The sequence below is a fragment of the Paenibacillus sp. FSL W8-0426 genome (genome assembly GCF_037969725.1).
In the GTDB taxonomy this organism is placed as follows: Bacteria; Bacillota; Bacilli; order Paenibacillales; family Paenibacillaceae; genus Paenibacillus; species Paenibacillus hubeiensis.
Window position 1 is genome coordinate 4,912,931 of the sequence record NZ_CP150203.1, and the last position, 15,812, is coordinate 4,928,742.

Below are 15,812 nucleotides of genomic sequence, written 5' to 3' on the forward strand. Positions count from 1 at the left end.
CCCCAACATCAAATGGATAAAAAAAGAAGCACCCCATGAGCATCTTCCCAGTGGGAGACACTTCCGCAGACGTCTATTCAGGAACATTCCTGATCAAACGTCTGCCAGGGTACTTGTAAATAAGAATTGTCGGCTTGACTGTAGTATAACAGCAGGCTGAACCTGTATCTGTGAGAAAGCTCACGTTCATCGGCAGCCTGCTTTCCTCGTAATCTGGGGTTATAGCGTTTCCAGCATAACTCTGGAACCGCCACCCGCCTCGTTCGCCGGGACGACGATCAATTTGCGGGCAAGACGAGCCCGCAGTTCCGGCACATGGCTGATCACGCCGACGGCCAATCTGTCGTCATGCAGTTTTTCCAGGGAAGTGATCACCGTATCGAGCAGATCGGGATCGAGCGTGCCAAAGCCTTCGTCCAGGAAAAAGAATTGCAGCGGATATTGCCCCCGCAGCTGAATCTGCGCCGACAACGCCAGCGCCAGAGACAGGGAGGTCAGGAAGGTTTCTCCGCCAGACAGGGTGGATACCGGCCGTTTGACACCGCCATTGGCATCGTCGCAGATGACAAAGCCGCCACCGGAATCAACCTCCAGGGAGTAACGCTGCTTGGTCAGGAAACGCAAGCGCTGCGAGGCTGCCTGGCTCACCTGCATTAACTGCTCTTCCGCAATGTATTCCACGAAGGCATTGCCCCGGAACGCCGCTTGCAGCTTGCTCAGCAGCTCTCCCTCTTCGCTGACCTCAAGCCGTTTGTTTTCCAGCTCGGTCCAGCGTACATGCCGCTGCTGCACATCCTCCAAATCCCGCTCTGCTCTGGCTTTCGCTGCAAGTGCAGCTTCATCCTCCGCCCGTCTGGTTTGAAGGAGAGTCATGCAATGCTGCCACTGTTCCTCGGTTACTTCCGCACCGTTCAACTTCTGCTCCAGCTCGCGCAGCAGGGATGCCAGCTCGCGTTCCCGTTCGCGGTGAAGACGAATTTTTTCCGTCAGCCGCAGAACCTCGGTTTCTTCCACCTTGGCGAGTTCCACTTCATGATCGGTTTCAAACGGGGAATGCGCCAGCGATTGCCGCCAATGCTCCATGGCCTGCTCCAGCTGCTGGGCCGCGGACTCGGCAGCTTGACGAGCCAAGGCGTCGTTTTTGACAGACTCTTGCTTCAAGGCATCCGCTTCCTTATAACGCCGGGAAGCCTCTTCGGCAGCCTGTCGCAGCTCGCTTAACCGCGCCTGGGCCGCCGCGATCAGTTCCTCGACGCGCTGTTCACCGACCCATTTGCGCAAACGTTCTTCTTTCTCGGCGAGCTGTTTGGTGTTGCCTTGCCATTCCGTCCGCCACTGGATCAACCGTTTGTCCAGCTCGACCAGCTGCTGATGGAGCGTCTGGATCAGCCGCTCCTTCTCTTCAAGGAACGTGACGCTTTTGCTAAGTCGTTCCTTGATGTCTTCGGAGCGTGCATCGCGCTCCTGCATCGCCTGCACCATGGCTTCAGCCTGCTCCGGGGCGATGCCCGGCAGTTCCGAGGCCCAGCGGGCTTGCAGCGCAGCCGCTGCGGCCTCGCTTTCGGCCAGCCGGCGCTCCGCCTGCGCGAGCGCGGCACGGCCGGCCTCTTGCGCAGCAGCGGCCTCGGCGCGCCGCTGCTGCGCCTCCGCCGCCGCCTGCGCAAGCGCGGCGGCTTCGCCCTGCAGCGGCGCGGCGGCGTCAGCCAGCGCCTGCGCGGCCTGGCGCAGCGCGGCGGCACGCGCCGCGAGCTCCGCCGGAGAGCCTGCGTGCGCGGGCTCCCCGGCGGGCTCTTGCGCCGCTGCCGCAGGCGCGGCTTCGGCGGCGGCTGGGCCGGCCGCCGCGCCGAGCTGCGCCAGCAGGCTGCGACGCTCGTGCAGCTGCTGGCGCAGCCCAAAGCGCAGCTCCTGCAGCTCCGCCTGCAGGCTGCGCAGCAGTTCGAGGTCCGCATCGCCTGCGTGCGGACCTTCTTCCGGCGGCGGCGCCGGGAGCGGGTGGTGCGCGGACCCGCACACCGGGCAAGGCTCGCCGTCGCGCAGCTCTGCCCGCAGGGCAGCGGAAAGGCGGTGCAGCTCCTGCTCACGCAACGCGCCCTGCAATTGTTCCTCCGCCCGGGTCAGCAAGCGCTGCTCAAGGCCGATATCCTGCTCGCAGGCGGCCAAGGCTTCTACGTTTGCAATGGTTTGTGCAACCAGCAGCTCTTTTTGCCTAGCCTGGCGTTCTTCCTGCAAGCTCACCGTTTTCTGCTTGGCATCCGCTTGCTCCAAGGCAAGCTTGCCCGCATCCGCCTCGGCTTGATGGCTACGACGCTGTTCGTTGATCGCCTCCAGGCGATGGCGCAGCTCCAGCGCAATCTGCAGCTGCCTGCGTTCGTCAGCTTTCACCTCGCTGACCTTCAAGTCCTCCTGCAGCTCTTCCCGCCGCTTGCGCCCGCGCTGCTGCAGTTCCCGTTCCTTGTCCAACTGCTGGGAAAGGGCAGACTGTTCCGCTTCCCCTTGCTCCAAAAGCCGGGACAAGCGCTGCGTGTCGCTTTGCAAGCCGTCCCGCTCTTTTTGCAGTTCTTTGGCCTGTTCCAATTGTTCCAGACGCAATACGAGCCGCGGTTCTTCCTCAGCCAGTAGGGCACGGGTCTGATCCGCACGGCTCGCCGCCTGCGCGGACAACTGCTCATGCATCGCCGCCTGTTTGCTCGCCGTCTCGGCCGCCTGCTGCCGCAGCTTGCTTGCGCTGTCGGCATCCCGCATCGCCTGCAATGCAGGCAGGATGGCCTCTGCAGCAGCCGCCAGTTTCAGCCGTTGTTCCTCCGCCTCGATCAACGGTTCCTGTGCCTTCAAGTTTTGCTGCTCTGCCTGACGTGCCTGGCGTTCAAGGCCAAGTTCACGCACTTTGCCAAGCCGCTCCGCGGCCTGCATCGATTCTTCCAACGCTTTGCGGGAAGCCTCCGCTTGCTTCGTCGCGGCCTGAACGGCTTGCCCGGCTTCCTCCAACGTCTCGCGGCTTGCATTCCCCAGCCCCTGCTGCTCAGCGGCAATGGCCTGATGCTGCACGTCGTTGTCCTTCACTCTGCGGCTAAGCTTGATGGCAAGCTGATCCCCGTATTTCTCCAGATGGAACAGCCGCTGCAGCATTTGGCGCCGCTCGCTGCCTTTCAGGGACAGAAATTCGGCGAATTTGCCCTGCGGCAGCACGACGGCGCGAGTGAAATCATCCATCTTCAGCCCGATGACATCCTCTACGCAACGATTTACGTCGGACACCTTGTCGGCAATCACGTCCGGCTCGGCATCTTCGAGCACTTCTATAAAACGGCTCTTCGTATTGCTCACGGTGACTTCGCCCGTCCGTTTAAACGTACGGTCCACGCGGAACCTGCGCGGTCCGTGGGCCGCAGCCAGCTCGAACTCGAACGAAACCGACAACGAATCTTCCGCATGGTTCATAATGCCCTGGGTGCCGCCTACGGCGCGTTCCACCTTGCCGTACATGGCCAGAGTAATCGCATCCAGCAAGGAGGACTTGCCGCTCCCGGTCGGTCCGAATATGCCGAACAGTCCCGTCTCCGTCAGCACCGTGAAATCGATCTCCTGCGGCTCTCGGTAGCTCTGCAGACCCGCCACTTTCAACCAAATCGGTTTCATCTTGCTTCGACCTCCTCACGAACGCCGGGCTCGTCCTCGTCCACGAGCTCCAAAAACAGCTGGACCAGCCGGTCCTCAGGCTGCGCCCCTCCGGTCTGCCGCTGGTAAAACTTGCGGAACAGCTCATGCACAGGCAATTCCGCGCGCTGCTCCAGCAAGCCCGCCGCCTCCATCTCCGGATATACCGGACGAATGTGAATGATGCCGTCATGCGCCCGCCGCAGCGTCTGGATCTCTTTGAGCGACATCGCGTCGTCCAGCCATACTTCCAGATCCACGAAAGCCTGCGCATCCCTGCCCTCGTCCAGCCAGCGCTGAATTTCGGCCAACCCGCCGCGCGCTTTCCAGCGCACCAGCGGCCGTCCGCAGGACAGCAGCACTTCTTCAACTTGAGCAGGTTGTCCTGGTACGACGTCCACCATAGTGACCGACTTGCTCTGTCCCGCCTCCGAAAAGCTATATGCAAGCGGTGACCCGCTATAACGAATGATCCCGTCACCTTTCACTGCCTGGGCCCGGTGAAGATGGCCCAGCGCTGTATATTGCGCGCCAACAGCCAATGCGGACGGGTCTACGGTGTATGCACCCCCCACCTGAATCGGACGCTCCGAATCTGTCTCCACGCCGCCGAGCACGTAAATATGGCTCATCGCCAGATTGACCGTATCCGGGCGGAAAGAAGCTGCAAGCCGCTGCATCAGCATGCCGACGCGGCGGCTGTATGCCTGGCGAAGCACGCGTTCATCGCTATCCGCGCTGAGCAATTCATTCAGTCGTGATTCGGAAGGATAAGGCAGCGCCGCAATATGCGCCGTCTCTCCGGTCCGCTTGGCATGGATGGTTACCGTCTCGGCGGTCGGCGTTCCGATCAACGTAATCCCATGCCTGTTCACCAGCGGCGTGACCGACGATACCCGCTCAGGCTGATCGTGATTGCCTGCAATGACGATCAGCGGCCTGCCCTTTTCCGTCAGTCTGGCCGCAGCCTCATAGAACAGCTGTTCCGCAGCCGCCGGCGGATTGACGGAGTCGTACACGTCCCCTGCCATCAGCACCGCATCGGCCTGTTGCTCGTCGGCTAACCTGACGAGCTCGTCCACAAAATCCTCCTGCTCCCGAAGTCGGCTCCGACCCTCCAGCGTTTTTCCGAAATGCCAATCTCCCGTGTGCAACATACGCATCGCCCGTTCATCCCCTCTCCATGGAAACCCTCGCGGCCGCGAGGAGAAAAATGCTCTGTACAAACCTGCTTTCCCCGTACGCTACCCTCGTCCCGTCCACCCGGGTTTCCTTTGTGTTTCTGCATTCATCTATTGCTGAGCCCTCGTGATCAAGGCACTCATACAGGCAGCACTGCCTCTTTTATCTTTCGTGGACCGCCTCCCGCACTCGGCCGTGGTGGCCTATAAGCGAACGGCATGCCCGCCATCAAAGAAATACAACCATTTCCGCGAAACCTTCCGGCCCAATATATCTTCGATGGCCTGAGCATACAGGTTCAGTTGGAAGCTGTAATTCGCTACCAGCGCATCGACGCCGCCCCGATGTTCAAGCACGCGGTCCGTCTTGTAATCGAGCAGAACCAACTCTCCGTCCACCTCATAAAGACAATCGATGATCCCCTGAACCAGCACCGTTTCTTGTTCCAGAACCGCGCTCTGTTTCGCGTCAAAGTCCACCGTTCCCTCTCCGGCGTTTGCAGTACGATCGTTCACCCACCGCGCGGGCGTAAGATTCGCCGGAAGCCCGTAAACAAACGGAATCTCCCGTTGAACACGATCGGCACGCAGCAGCTCGGAGCCGGGCTCCGTCTCGAAGAACGCCATAAGCTCCGCAGCTTCAACGACGTCCGCCTGCTGCTGGGTCAGCAATTGCCGCTGAACGAGATTGGCGACCGTTTGTTCCAGGACGGCAACGTCAATCACGGTACCATCAAACGGTACATGCTGCATCACCGTATGATACACCGTTCCTCGCTCAGCCCCTGTCAATTGCTTCTCTTCCATGAATTTCGGACGACGAAGATGAAGCTTGAACGAGGCATCTGCGGCATGGCCGCCTCCGTTATCGGCATTCCGGACCGGAACATTTCTGCGGATTTCATCGCTTTTCCTGCCATTGCGCAAATCCGGCGCCTGACCGGCGCCTTGTCGGGCGTGGACCGGTTTTCCGTCGCCCGCTTCTGCCGTCTCGTCACCCGATCCCGGGTTTTCCGTGTCCACTTGCCCTGCTTCTCCGTCAGGCTTGTATCGATTCCGCACAAACAGCTCCTCCATCACCTGCAGGGATTCGTCCCCAAGGGAGAAAAAACGGCTTTTCAGTTCGGATACGGATGTGCTCGCAGCAACTCGCGTGGCTGCCTCATGAGCATAAGACCATGACAGCCGCCGATCCACTTCCTGCATCAGATTGCTGCTTGCCTGGTCGTCGATCTGCACTAATCCGTCTCGATCATCAGTTCGCTGCTCCGGCAGTTCCAACGCTTCCTCCGTTTCGATCCGATCATCCATGCGCAGTTTGGGCCGCAAAGATACCGGTTGTTTCGCCGCCAAGGCAGACATCCGTTCCTCACGGATCAGCGACAACCCTTCCTGGTTCTCTTGCGCCGAACCAACCATGACCTCCTTGGATATGCGGTCAGCGTTTACTACCGCAATATTCCAGCGTGATTCATCATCGGTCAGGCATGCAGCGTAAGCATCGCTTCCACCCGCAAGCTGCCGCAGCAGGGTCGCATCCGGATGACGGACCAGCGAAGGTCCGATCCAGTCGAGATAACTTCTGCCGGCGGCGAGCAGGTAATCCGGGAGATTCAGTTCGGGACTGTCCTTGACCTGTGCCCAGGCAGCCGCTTTTTTGGCCGCGTCTTTCACCGTGCCGACCAAAATCATTTTTTCCTTCGGCCGTGTCAGTGCCACATACAGCACGCGCATCTCCTCCGCGAGGAGTTCGAAACGGGCGCGGCGGCGAATGGCCAGATTGGCCAGCGTCGGATAGGTTACCCGATTGTCGCGATCCACGAACCGCGGGCCGAATCCAAGCTCCTTGTGCATCAGAAACGGTGCGTTCAGGTCCTGCTGGTTGAACATTTTGGATATGCCTGCCACGAACACGACCGGAAACTCCAACCCTTTACTTCGATGAATGGTCATGATGCGCACCGCGTTATCCTGCTCCCCGGACGCGCTCATCGCCCCCAAATCCCCGCCATTTTCCCGAAGTCTGGACACGTATGTCAGGAAACGGAACAATCCGCGGTTCGCGGTCGCTTCTTCATATTGCCGTGCACGATCGTACAATGCCTTAAGATTGCTCTGTCTCTGCATGCCTCCGGGAAGGCCGCGCACCCAATCCAAATATCCCGTTTCGCGGTATATACGCCAGATCAATTCGCTCAAGCTTCCTTGACGCGCTTCCCGTCTCCACTGCTGCAGCTGGCGCAAAAAACGCGCCAGTTTTTGCCGCAACAAATCCGCTTCATCACTTTCATGCTGAACGAAATGCTCCTGATGTCCGTTGGATAGACCGGCATAGAACTGACCATCTGCATGACCCTCTGCTCCAACGAAGCTTTGATCGGGATCGTCGTTTTCCAAAACCGGTTCAGGCAGTTCAAGCTCCGCCGTCGCCGCGGTTTCCCCCAGCGCCTGTTCCAGCTCGCTCCATGCCTCGGACCATTCCACCTGAGTGGGGTCGTCTTTCCCTTTCCCCATCGAATCTGCTAAACGAATCGAAGGTTCCTCAAGACTACCAGCAGCCATTATCACTGCATCATAGAAGGATTGTCTCTGATCGCCAAGGCGTATGAGCGCAAGTTCCTCTTCATCCAGTCCCACGATCGGGGAACGAAGCACCGAAGCAAGCGGGATGTCCTGACGCGGATTGTCCACGATCTGCAGCAAGGATAACATCACTTCGACCTCGGTCGCCTGAAAATAACCCTTGCTCTGTTCCCCGCCAGCCGGAATGCCCTGCTGCCTGAATTCTTCGATCATGAGCGGAGCCCACATCGCCGCGGAACGAAGCAGAATGACGATATCGCCGTAACGCGCCGGGCGCATCGTTTTGAGCGCTTTGTCGTATACCTGCAGCGCAGGTTTGTCCCCGTCACCCAAAAGCTCGCGAATCCGTCCTGCGATCGCCCGTGCTTCCAATTGGGCCGTCTCCAGCTCTGCGCTCTCCAATTCCGCGAGCGGTTGGCCTTCTCCCGTCTCGCTTTCGGCATCCGCCCAATCCGCGCCGTCGCCCTGGCGGTCGATCAGCAGCAGTTCAGGCGTGTAGGACGCCGTGCCCAGCGATTCTTCCGGAAAAGTCGCGCCATAGGCAAGCTGTGCTCGCTCGTCATACGCGATTTCGGCAACACTTTCGTTCATGATTTGGCGAAACAGCATGTTCACGGCATGCACGACTTCGGAACGGCTGCGGAAATTGCGCGCAAGGTCGATCCGTTTCCCTGCCCGAAGCGGCAGCGCTTGATCTTCCCTATCGCCCGCGTCCGTCCGATACTGTCGGTATTTGCTCAAGAACAATCCAGGCTCCGCAAGACGGAAACGATAGATGCTTTGCTTCACGTCCCCGACCATGAAGCGGTTCCCCGGGGCTTCCCTCGAAATCAACCGCACGATGTCTTCCTGCACCGTATTGGTATCCTGGTATTCGTCCAGCAGCACTTCATCAAAGCGCTCCCGGTATTCCATCGCAGCATCGGAAGGCAACGCCTGGTCCGGCGTGGAATCCTCATGCCGCAAAATCTGCAAGCAGTAATGCTCCAAGTCGTTAAAATCGACCTGTCCGCGCTCCTGCTTTGCGCTGCGGTACAGCTCGGCGAACTCGCTGACCAGACGGGACAGCTCTTGCATGAGCGGAGCAGCCTGCTGCAGCTCCTGCCAAAAGGAAAATGCGCTTCTGCCGAACAGCGAAGCTTTCAGATCCGAGACCGCTTTTTTCGCAGCCTCGCGCAATTCCTTGACCTGCTCCTGCAAATCGGGATCGGTCTGGTCCTTCTTGCACGGTTTCAGCTTGCCGAAAGCCACCGTTTGAAAAGCCTCCGGCTGGCGCTCCCATGGCACGACCTGCACCGCGGACAACAACTCTTCGACCATGGCAAGGTCTGCTTTCAATGTATCGGCGTATGGGGCCGGTCCTCCCGGCTGCAGCGCAATCGCGATCCCCTGGCGCAGCAATCCGGCTGCCCCGCTCAATGTCAGTGCCGCATCTTGCAAAATGCTTCGCACCCAAGGCGATTGTCCCAAAGCTTCCACGCTTTCGACCTGAAATGCGTCTGCCATCTGGGCAAGCCAATGCTCCGGCCAGGAATGGCTGCGCGAAAAATCGTACAGCCGCTGGACCAGCCTGTGCATCGCATCATCGCTGCGTTCGCCGCTGAACCAGTCGACCAGTTCGCGGAACGTGCTGCCTTCCCCCTCTTGGCCATACTTTTCTTCGAACAGCTGCTCGAGCAGCTCCTGACGCATCAGTTCCGCTTCGTTTTCGTTCAGGATGCGGAACGCTGGATTCAGCGGAATAAGCTGATAATAACGGCGAATGACTTCCATGCAGAAGGAATGCAGCGTCGTGATCGACGCCCGCCCGAGCAGCGAAAGCTGCGTGCGCAGATGCTCTTCCTCCGGATTCTGTTCCAGCGCCTGTTCCAGCGCTTCCCGAATCCGCTGCTTCATTTCGGAAGCTGCCGCCTTCGTAAACGTGGCCACGAGCAGGCGATCCACGCTGAACCCCAGGGAAGGATCGGCAATTTTGCGAATGATGCGTTCCACCAGCACCGCCGTTTTCCCGGACCCGGCCGCAGCCGCCACCAGAATGTCTTCCCCGCTTTGCGAGATGGCGCTCCACTGGTCATCGCTCCAGAAACTTCCCTCCGGTTTGGGTATGCTATGCAACTTCGTCATGTCGTCTCCCCTCCCTTGTGATGGGATAACAGGTCCCACATTTGCTGTTTGCCCGGTTTGGGCAGCAGCTTGTATTCGTTGCCTTCGATATTTTCGTCAAACTGGCAGACCGGCTTGTACGGGCAAAACGTGCAGGCCACCTCCTGCTGGATGCGGTAAGGCTCGATGGCCACATCGCCCTCGGTAATGCGCGTTCCAATCTCGCGAATGTTATGGCGCACGGATGACAGCAGCGTATCCCATTGCTCCGGCGTCGCCACGGCCGCACTGCTGTAGAAGCTTCCATCCGCCTTCAGCGCAACCGGAATTATGGCCGAATGACCCTTATCGAGGGTGTGGTCCATCTGAGCAATCGCATCCCGATCCGCAAGCAGCAGCCCTTTCATCTTGAATTTCTTCAACAGCTCCTGCCCCGCCTGCTCGGGAGTCATGCCGTTGGAGGATTGCAACAGCGGGTTATGCACGTGGAAATACAATGTTCCGCCAGGCAATGCAGGTTCTCCAAGCCATTCTTCGGCAGCGCTCAGCAGCACTTCAAGGTAAGTGAGCATCTGCAAAGAAAGGCCATAATACACTTCATGCAGCTTGAGATCCGTCTGGCTTGATTTGTAGTCGATGACGCGCAGCAGCAATCCGTTCTCGCCTTCTGCAACGTCAACGCGGTCGATCCGGCCCACGATTTCCAGCACGCAGCCGTTCTCCAGCTCGAAACGCAGCGGCGGCAGCGGTTTGTCGGGGCCAAAGTCCAGCTCCAGCCCGATCGGCTCGAAGCTCCCCCGCCGCGATTGCTCGCCGAGGATGACCGAGGCACGGCCGACGACTTCTTTCAACTTGCGGAAAATGTATCCGTACCGCTTCGTGCTGAGCAAAATTTCGCCCTGAAGCTGCGGAGCGATCTGCTCTACCGTATGCTCGGCTTCCTGCCTGCACTCGTCGGGCGAAAGGCTTCCCCAGCTTCGGTTTTGCTCGCGCAGCCGAATCGCAAGCTGGCTGAGCGCAGCGTGGAACAATTGTCCGATGTCAGGCGCCTGCAAGCGATACGTCTGACGTTCTTTCAGGCGCAGCCCATGGGAGGCAAAATGCGAGAAAGGACATGCCACAAAGCGTTCCATGCGCGAGACGCTGGTCCTGACTTGCGTTCCGTACAATTTGCGGCTTGTCGACGTACGCAGGGGCAGTGCGCGATTCTGATAAAACACCGACCCGAGCAGGCGTTCCAGCGGAAGCCTTGTCTCCATGCGGGACAGATGCCAATTGTATACCGCCCACCACAGTTCAGGTATTTCTTCTCCCCGCCGCCATCTGCGCAGCTGCGCGATCAGGCTGGACAGGCTTTGTCCGGAATGAAGCACATGGGCCCAATGGCTCTGCTCGTCGTCCACGTTTTGCGGCTCCGCGAGCAGCGGTGAAATTTCAAGACCGAACATTTTGCGCACATGCCTTACGATTTCCGAGGGCAGCAGCGTTTTGCCTTCTTCATCGGCAACCGGATAACTGAGCCATAACCGGTGACTCGCCGAGGTGAGCGCAGTATAGATCAGGAAGCGTTCATCCAACATTTTACGGGTGGCATTCGGTCCGAGGGAAAGGCCGCGATCCGTCAGCCAGAGCCGCTCCTGCTCCGTCAATACGCCGTCGTCCTGAGGAACGGCAGGCAGTTCTCCATCCACGGCGCCCAGCACGAACACGTAACGGATATCCCTTAGACGGGTCCGGTCCATGGAGCCGAAGAGGACCTGATCCAGCGCCGGGGGAATCAGGCCGAGCTGCAGCTCGGCCAGTCCGGTCTCGACCATGCCTGCAAACAGGTCGAGCTCCAACCGTTCGCTGCCGAGCATGTCCACCGTCTGGTCCAGCAAATCCAGCACGGCGCCCCAGATCTGGCGATGCTCGCGCGATCGTTCCGGATCGCCTTCAGCCTCCGCACGGGCCGACATGGCATCCAGCTTCCACGGAACTTCCGCGTCCTCCAACAGCTGGTACAGAGCAACGCAGCGTTCCTTGGCGGTCTTGGCTTTGTTCATTCGTTTCTCGAATGCGCCCAGCGGGCCTGTAATCGTCGATCTGCACGTCTCCATCAGGGCCAACATCTGCTCACGCCCCAGGTTGCGGCGCTCCTGGCCCGGATCTTCCAGCGACAGGCTTGGCGCAGCCCGCCATGGCTTGCCGTCCGTCCAACGATATCCGTGAATGCCGCTGGCAAGCACGTAATTTTCAAGCTGATCCATGTCTTCGCGCGTAACGGAGCCGTCCCGGGGAAGCAGCAAATCCGTTTTGACGCAGCGAAATACGTCCTCGTACCTCCACCGACGGCGAACGATGTCCAAGGCGGAACGAACGAATTCCGCAAGCGGGTGATGCAATTCGTTTCTTCTTCGGTCAAGGAACACAGGCACGTCGTAATCCCGGAAAAGCGGTTCGGCCATATCGGCATAGGCATCGAGATTGCGGACGAGCACGGCCATGTCCCGATAGCGCACGCCTTCTTCCTGTGCCAGGCGACGCATTTCCCGGAGCGCGCCTTCCAATTCGGTACGGCGGTTCTCCGCCGCGTACAGCCGAATGCCCGGATCTCGGCCATCGCTTCTCCAGCGGACGCGCCGATCGAATCCCGCTTCCAGATGAGCCAGCCCCGGACTGTTCACGAAGCGAGGCAAGACGTCCGCATGAAGCACCTGCGTTTCGGTTGCCACGCCTCTCTCGTCGGCCATGCCTTTTAACTTGGCATACGCTCCCGCCGTAGGGAAGAACAGATCCAGTTCCCCAGGCAGTGCGCCTTGATCGTAAGGACGGTCAAGCGTCAGTCCGATGGTGACGGACTCCGCCCGAGACATCAATCCTCCGATCACGCCAAGCTCCAGCGGTGTAAAACTTTGAAAACCGTCGATCCAGACCTGCGCGCCATTCAGCAGCTCGCTCTCCGGCATGCGTTCCGAAAGCTCGGACAGCGTGTCTTCATCGTCAATGTACAAACCGCTCAATTCCTGTTCGAAATCGCGGTATACGAGAAGCAGGTCATGCAGCTTGTCGCCCAGAATCGGAGCCGACGAAGATGCATCCCATGCGGCTAGGCCCTCCTCCAACGAAGCCGGAGCCAGCTCATGGCGCTTGAACTCGCCGTACAGGTCATTCAAGTGGCCAATGAATCCCAACTGGCTGCCTGACGCGCCGAACAGCTTCAACTCTTCATGCCGACGCTGCAGCACTTTGTAGAGCAGCATTTTTTTGCCTTCGCTGCCGATGGGCGTGCGCGCGGAACCGCCGATTTCCTGCATGACCCGGTGGGCCAAACGACGGAAGCCGTACACTTCTGCGCGCATCGCGCCTTTGACGCCCCCGTACGCAAACAACGCCTGTCCGGCACGGAACGAGCTTTGTTCGGGAACCAGCATGATCAGCGGCTTGCCTTGCGGGTCCTGCTGAAGCAGGGAAGCCATCTCCCGGGTGAACAGCGTACTTTTGCCGCTGCCTGCCCGGCCTATCACAAAACGTACGGACATGTTCCTTCCTCCAAACATCACGATCAAGATTTTAATTTCCAGTATACCATACCGGGAGCGCTTCGGAACATACGTTTGCCACAATCCGGCAAAGTGCCGCTTCCATATCCATACATGGCAAAAAGCCCGCAGCTTTCCCAGCATTGGGCTTTTTGCAAATACGTTTCGTTATATCCATCATCACCCGGCGATTCACAATTCCGAATTACTTCGTTTTGCTGCGCACCTCAAAGATCGCAAATTTCAAATAGTGCCCTTCATCCACGCCAAGAATTTGCGGGTGGTCCTTGCCTGCCGCCTTCCACTCGATCAAACGCAGCACTTTGCCTGCATCTTTCGCGGCATCGGCGATCGTTTCGAGGAACAAGTCGGGACGCATGTGGTACGAACAGCTTGCCGTTACGAGGTACCCTCCCTCGTTCACCAGCTTCATGCCGTGCAGGTTGATGTCCTTGTAGCCGCGGCAGGCCCCTTTGACGGCCGACTTTGTTTTGGCGAACGCCGGAGGGTCCAGAATGACGACGTCAAATGTTTTTCCGCCTCCGGCGGCCAGCGCCTTGGACGTATCCACTTTTTCTTCCCCGGCACGGGAGCGTGCCGCCCGTTCATCCAATCCTTTGACTTGGTCACGCAAATATTGAAAAGCGTCTGCAACGACAAACTCCACCCGGTCCGTGAAACCGTTCAGTTCCACATTGGTGCGCGCGCTTTCGATCGCATGCTCGGAAATGTCCAGGCAAGTTACCTTTTTCGCGCCGTATTTGCATGCATTCAGCGTAAAGCTGCCGGTGTGGGAGAAGCATTCGAGCACGGTTGCTCCGTCCCAATACGGGAATGTGACCACCTTGCCGCTTTTGTTGACCGGAAGCATTTGCTTCTCGCCATCCTGATCAACCTCTTCCAGCCTAATGCCGCTTTTGTAACCCCAGCCCTTCATAAGCGGCGCAATGGCGGCACGATTCTCGCGCTGATCGAAGAAATAACCGGTTTTCTGCCCTTCCACGATGTCCACTTTGATCAACAGACCGTTCTCGGTCACCGTCACATGTCTTGGACAATCGCCGTAAAGCGGCCCTTTGGTTTGCTCCAGGCCTTCGAGCTCGCGAATCGGCACGTCGCTGCGTTCGTAGATGCCCTCAGGCTGCAGCACTTCGATCAATGCCTGCACGATCGCCTCGCGGCAGCGGTCCATGCCGAGCGTCAGCAACTGCACCACCAGGATGCTGCCGAAGCGGTCCACGATCAGTCCGGGCAGGAAATCGGCTTCACCGTAGACGAGTCGATACGCCTCGCCATCCTGGATGAACCGCTCCCGATGACGCAAACAGTCACGGAACCGGTCTGCGAAAAAGGCGATATCCATTTGGTTGTATTCCAGCGGTTCGTAAGATACGACCCTTACCGTAATTTGTGAAGCCGGGTTATAATACCCGGTCGCCAAATACCGGCCCTGATGATTCAGCACCTGAACCAGGTCGCCTGGCTCGGGATTGCCGTCCACCGAAGCAATTTCATTGTTGTAAATCCACGGGTGGGATTGTTCGAGCCGCTTTTTGCGGCTGCGTTCCAGTGTAACCGATGGCAAGTCAATGCACTTCCTTTTTTGGTATTTTATATTTCGCTTGTCCATACAAACATGCTGTGCCCCGTTCCGTTCCTGTCGCCACGACGTTTTTCATGCTCCATCTCTTGTGCTTGTCATGGTTGTCCGCCGTCGTTCATAAGATGAATGAAGGAAAGGTACGGAAGGAATGATGCAGAACGATGTTTAGGGATGTTCTATTTCCGCTCCTGTATGGATTGCTTATTTTTTTGGCCGGCATGAAATGGATGGAGACGGCATTGCAGCGCATGGCCGGTCCATCGCTCGCCACTTGGCTGGGGCGAGCCACGTCCGCTCCCTGGAAAGGCATGGCTTTTAGTGCAGGAGCAACGGCATTGCTCCAAAGCAGCACTGCCGTCACCGTCCTCACGATCGGCCTTGCCAATGCGCGCCTGATCACATACGGGCGTACCCTTGGCATTATTTTGGGAACCAATATCGGGACATGCCTGACCACCGAGCTGGTCGGATTGCAGCTTGGCCGCTTCGGCCTGCCTTTGCTTATGCTGTCATTGCTCGGCTGGGCCCTCTTCGTTGTTCTAAGCGAGCTCAATCCATTCGCACCGACGCGTACGCGAAACATATTGCTGGGTGCACAATACGGCTTTCTTGCCGTCGCCGGTTTCGCACTGATCATGATCGGCATCCAGGTCATGCAATCGATTGCCGTTCCACTGCGCAGCATGGGGGTGTTCCAGTGGTTTCTGGACCGGGCGGCGGACAGCCTCTGGTGGGGGTTCCTCGCCGGTGCCTGTCTGACGGCGCTCATTCACAGCAGCGCCGCCGTGATCAGCATGGCGATCACGCTTGCGGCCACGGGGGTTCTGCCCGTGGAAATCGGCATCGCCATCGTGATCGGGTCCAACGTCGGGACCTGCATCACCGCCGTGATTGCAGCCGCGGGCGGAGCATCGGCCGGCAAGTTCGTCGCCGCCTCGCACGTTGTGCTCAACGTGGCAGGCGCGCTGCTGTTCATGCCGCTGATCAGCCTGCTTCAGGCCGCCTCGGCCTGGATATCAGCGGACCTCGGGGCACAGATTGCACATGCCCAGACCCTTTTTAACGTGATCAGTTCCCTGCTTGCCCTGCCCTTCTGTTATTTGCCCATCTGGCACAAAAGGCCACCGGCGTCCCGCCCATCGGCGAAATCACCTGCGGCCTGATATG

At 58.9% G+C, this 15,812-nt stretch carries 6 protein-coding genes; 1 reads left to right on the forward strand and 5 read right to left on the reverse strand.

Annotation, left to right across the window (positions count from 1 at the left end; all coding sequences use genetic code 11):
• Positions 1-219 precede the first annotated feature (219 nt).
• The 5 genes from MKY59_RS22350 to MKY59_RS22370 form a co-directional block, all read right to left on the reverse strand.
• Complete coding sequence (locus tag MKY59_RS22350; RefSeq protein WP_339273869.1) at positions 220-3,636, reverse strand: SbcC/MukB-like Walker B domain-containing protein; 3,417 nt, start codon at positions 3,634-3,636, stop codon at positions 220-222.
• Complete coding sequence (locus tag MKY59_RS22355; protein WP_236416698.1) at positions 3,633-4,817, reverse strand: exonuclease SbcCD subunit D; 1,185 nt, start codon at positions 4,815-4,817, stop codon at positions 3,633-3,635. The genes MKY59_RS22350 and MKY59_RS22355 overlap by 4 nt, the downstream gene beginning before the upstream one ends.
• 222 nt (positions 4,818-5,039) lie before the next feature.
• Complete coding sequence (addA, locus tag MKY59_RS22360) at positions 5,040-9,542, reverse strand: helicase-exonuclease AddAB subunit AddA (RefSeq protein WP_339273870.1); 4,503 nt, start codon at positions 9,540-9,542, stop codon at positions 5,040-5,042.
• Complete coding sequence (addB, locus tag MKY59_RS22365; protein WP_339273871.1) at positions 9,539-13,042, reverse strand: helicase-exonuclease AddAB subunit AddB; 3,504 nt, start codon at positions 13,040-13,042, stop codon at positions 9,539-9,541. Before addB ends, addA begins: the two co-directional genes overlap by 4 nt.
• Before the next feature lie 205 nt (positions 13,043-13,247).
• Positions 13,248-14,627, reverse strand: coding sequence for a class I SAM-dependent rRNA methyltransferase (locus tag MKY59_RS22370; protein ID WP_236416701.1), 1,380 nt, complete (start codon positions 14,625-14,627; stop codon positions 13,248-13,250).
• Positions 14,628-14,806: 179 nt separating this feature from the next.
• Here MKY59_RS22370 and MKY59_RS22375 point away from each other — a divergent pair, with 179 nt between their 5' ends.
• Positions 14,807-15,808: a Na/Pi symporter gene (locus tag MKY59_RS22375; RefSeq protein ID WP_236416702.1), complete on the forward strand. Its 1,002-nt coding sequence runs from the start codon at positions 14,807-14,809 to the stop codon at positions 15,806-15,808.
• Positions 15,809-15,812 lie beyond the last annotated feature (4 nt).

Coding starts and splice junctions, on each gene's coding strand:
- MKY59_RS22350 (WP_339273869.1), bottom strand. CDS start 3,636: ATGAAACCGATTTGGTTGAAAGTGGCGGGTCTGCAGAGCTACCGAGAG.
- MKY59_RS22355 (WP_236416698.1), bottom strand. CDS start 4,817: ATGCGTATGTTGCACACGGGAGATTGGCATTTCGGAAAAACGCTGGAG.
- MKY59_RS22375 (WP_236416702.1), top strand. CDS start 14,807: ATGTTTAGGGATGTTCTATTTCCGCTCCTGTATGGATTGCTTATTTTT.
- addA (WP_339273870.1), bottom strand. CDS start 9,542: ATGACGAAGTTGCATAGCATACCCAAACCGGAGGGAAGTTTCTGGAGC.
- addB (WP_339273871.1), bottom strand. CDS start 13,042: ATGTCCGTACGTTTTGTGATAGGCCGGGCAGGCAGCGGCAAAAGTACG.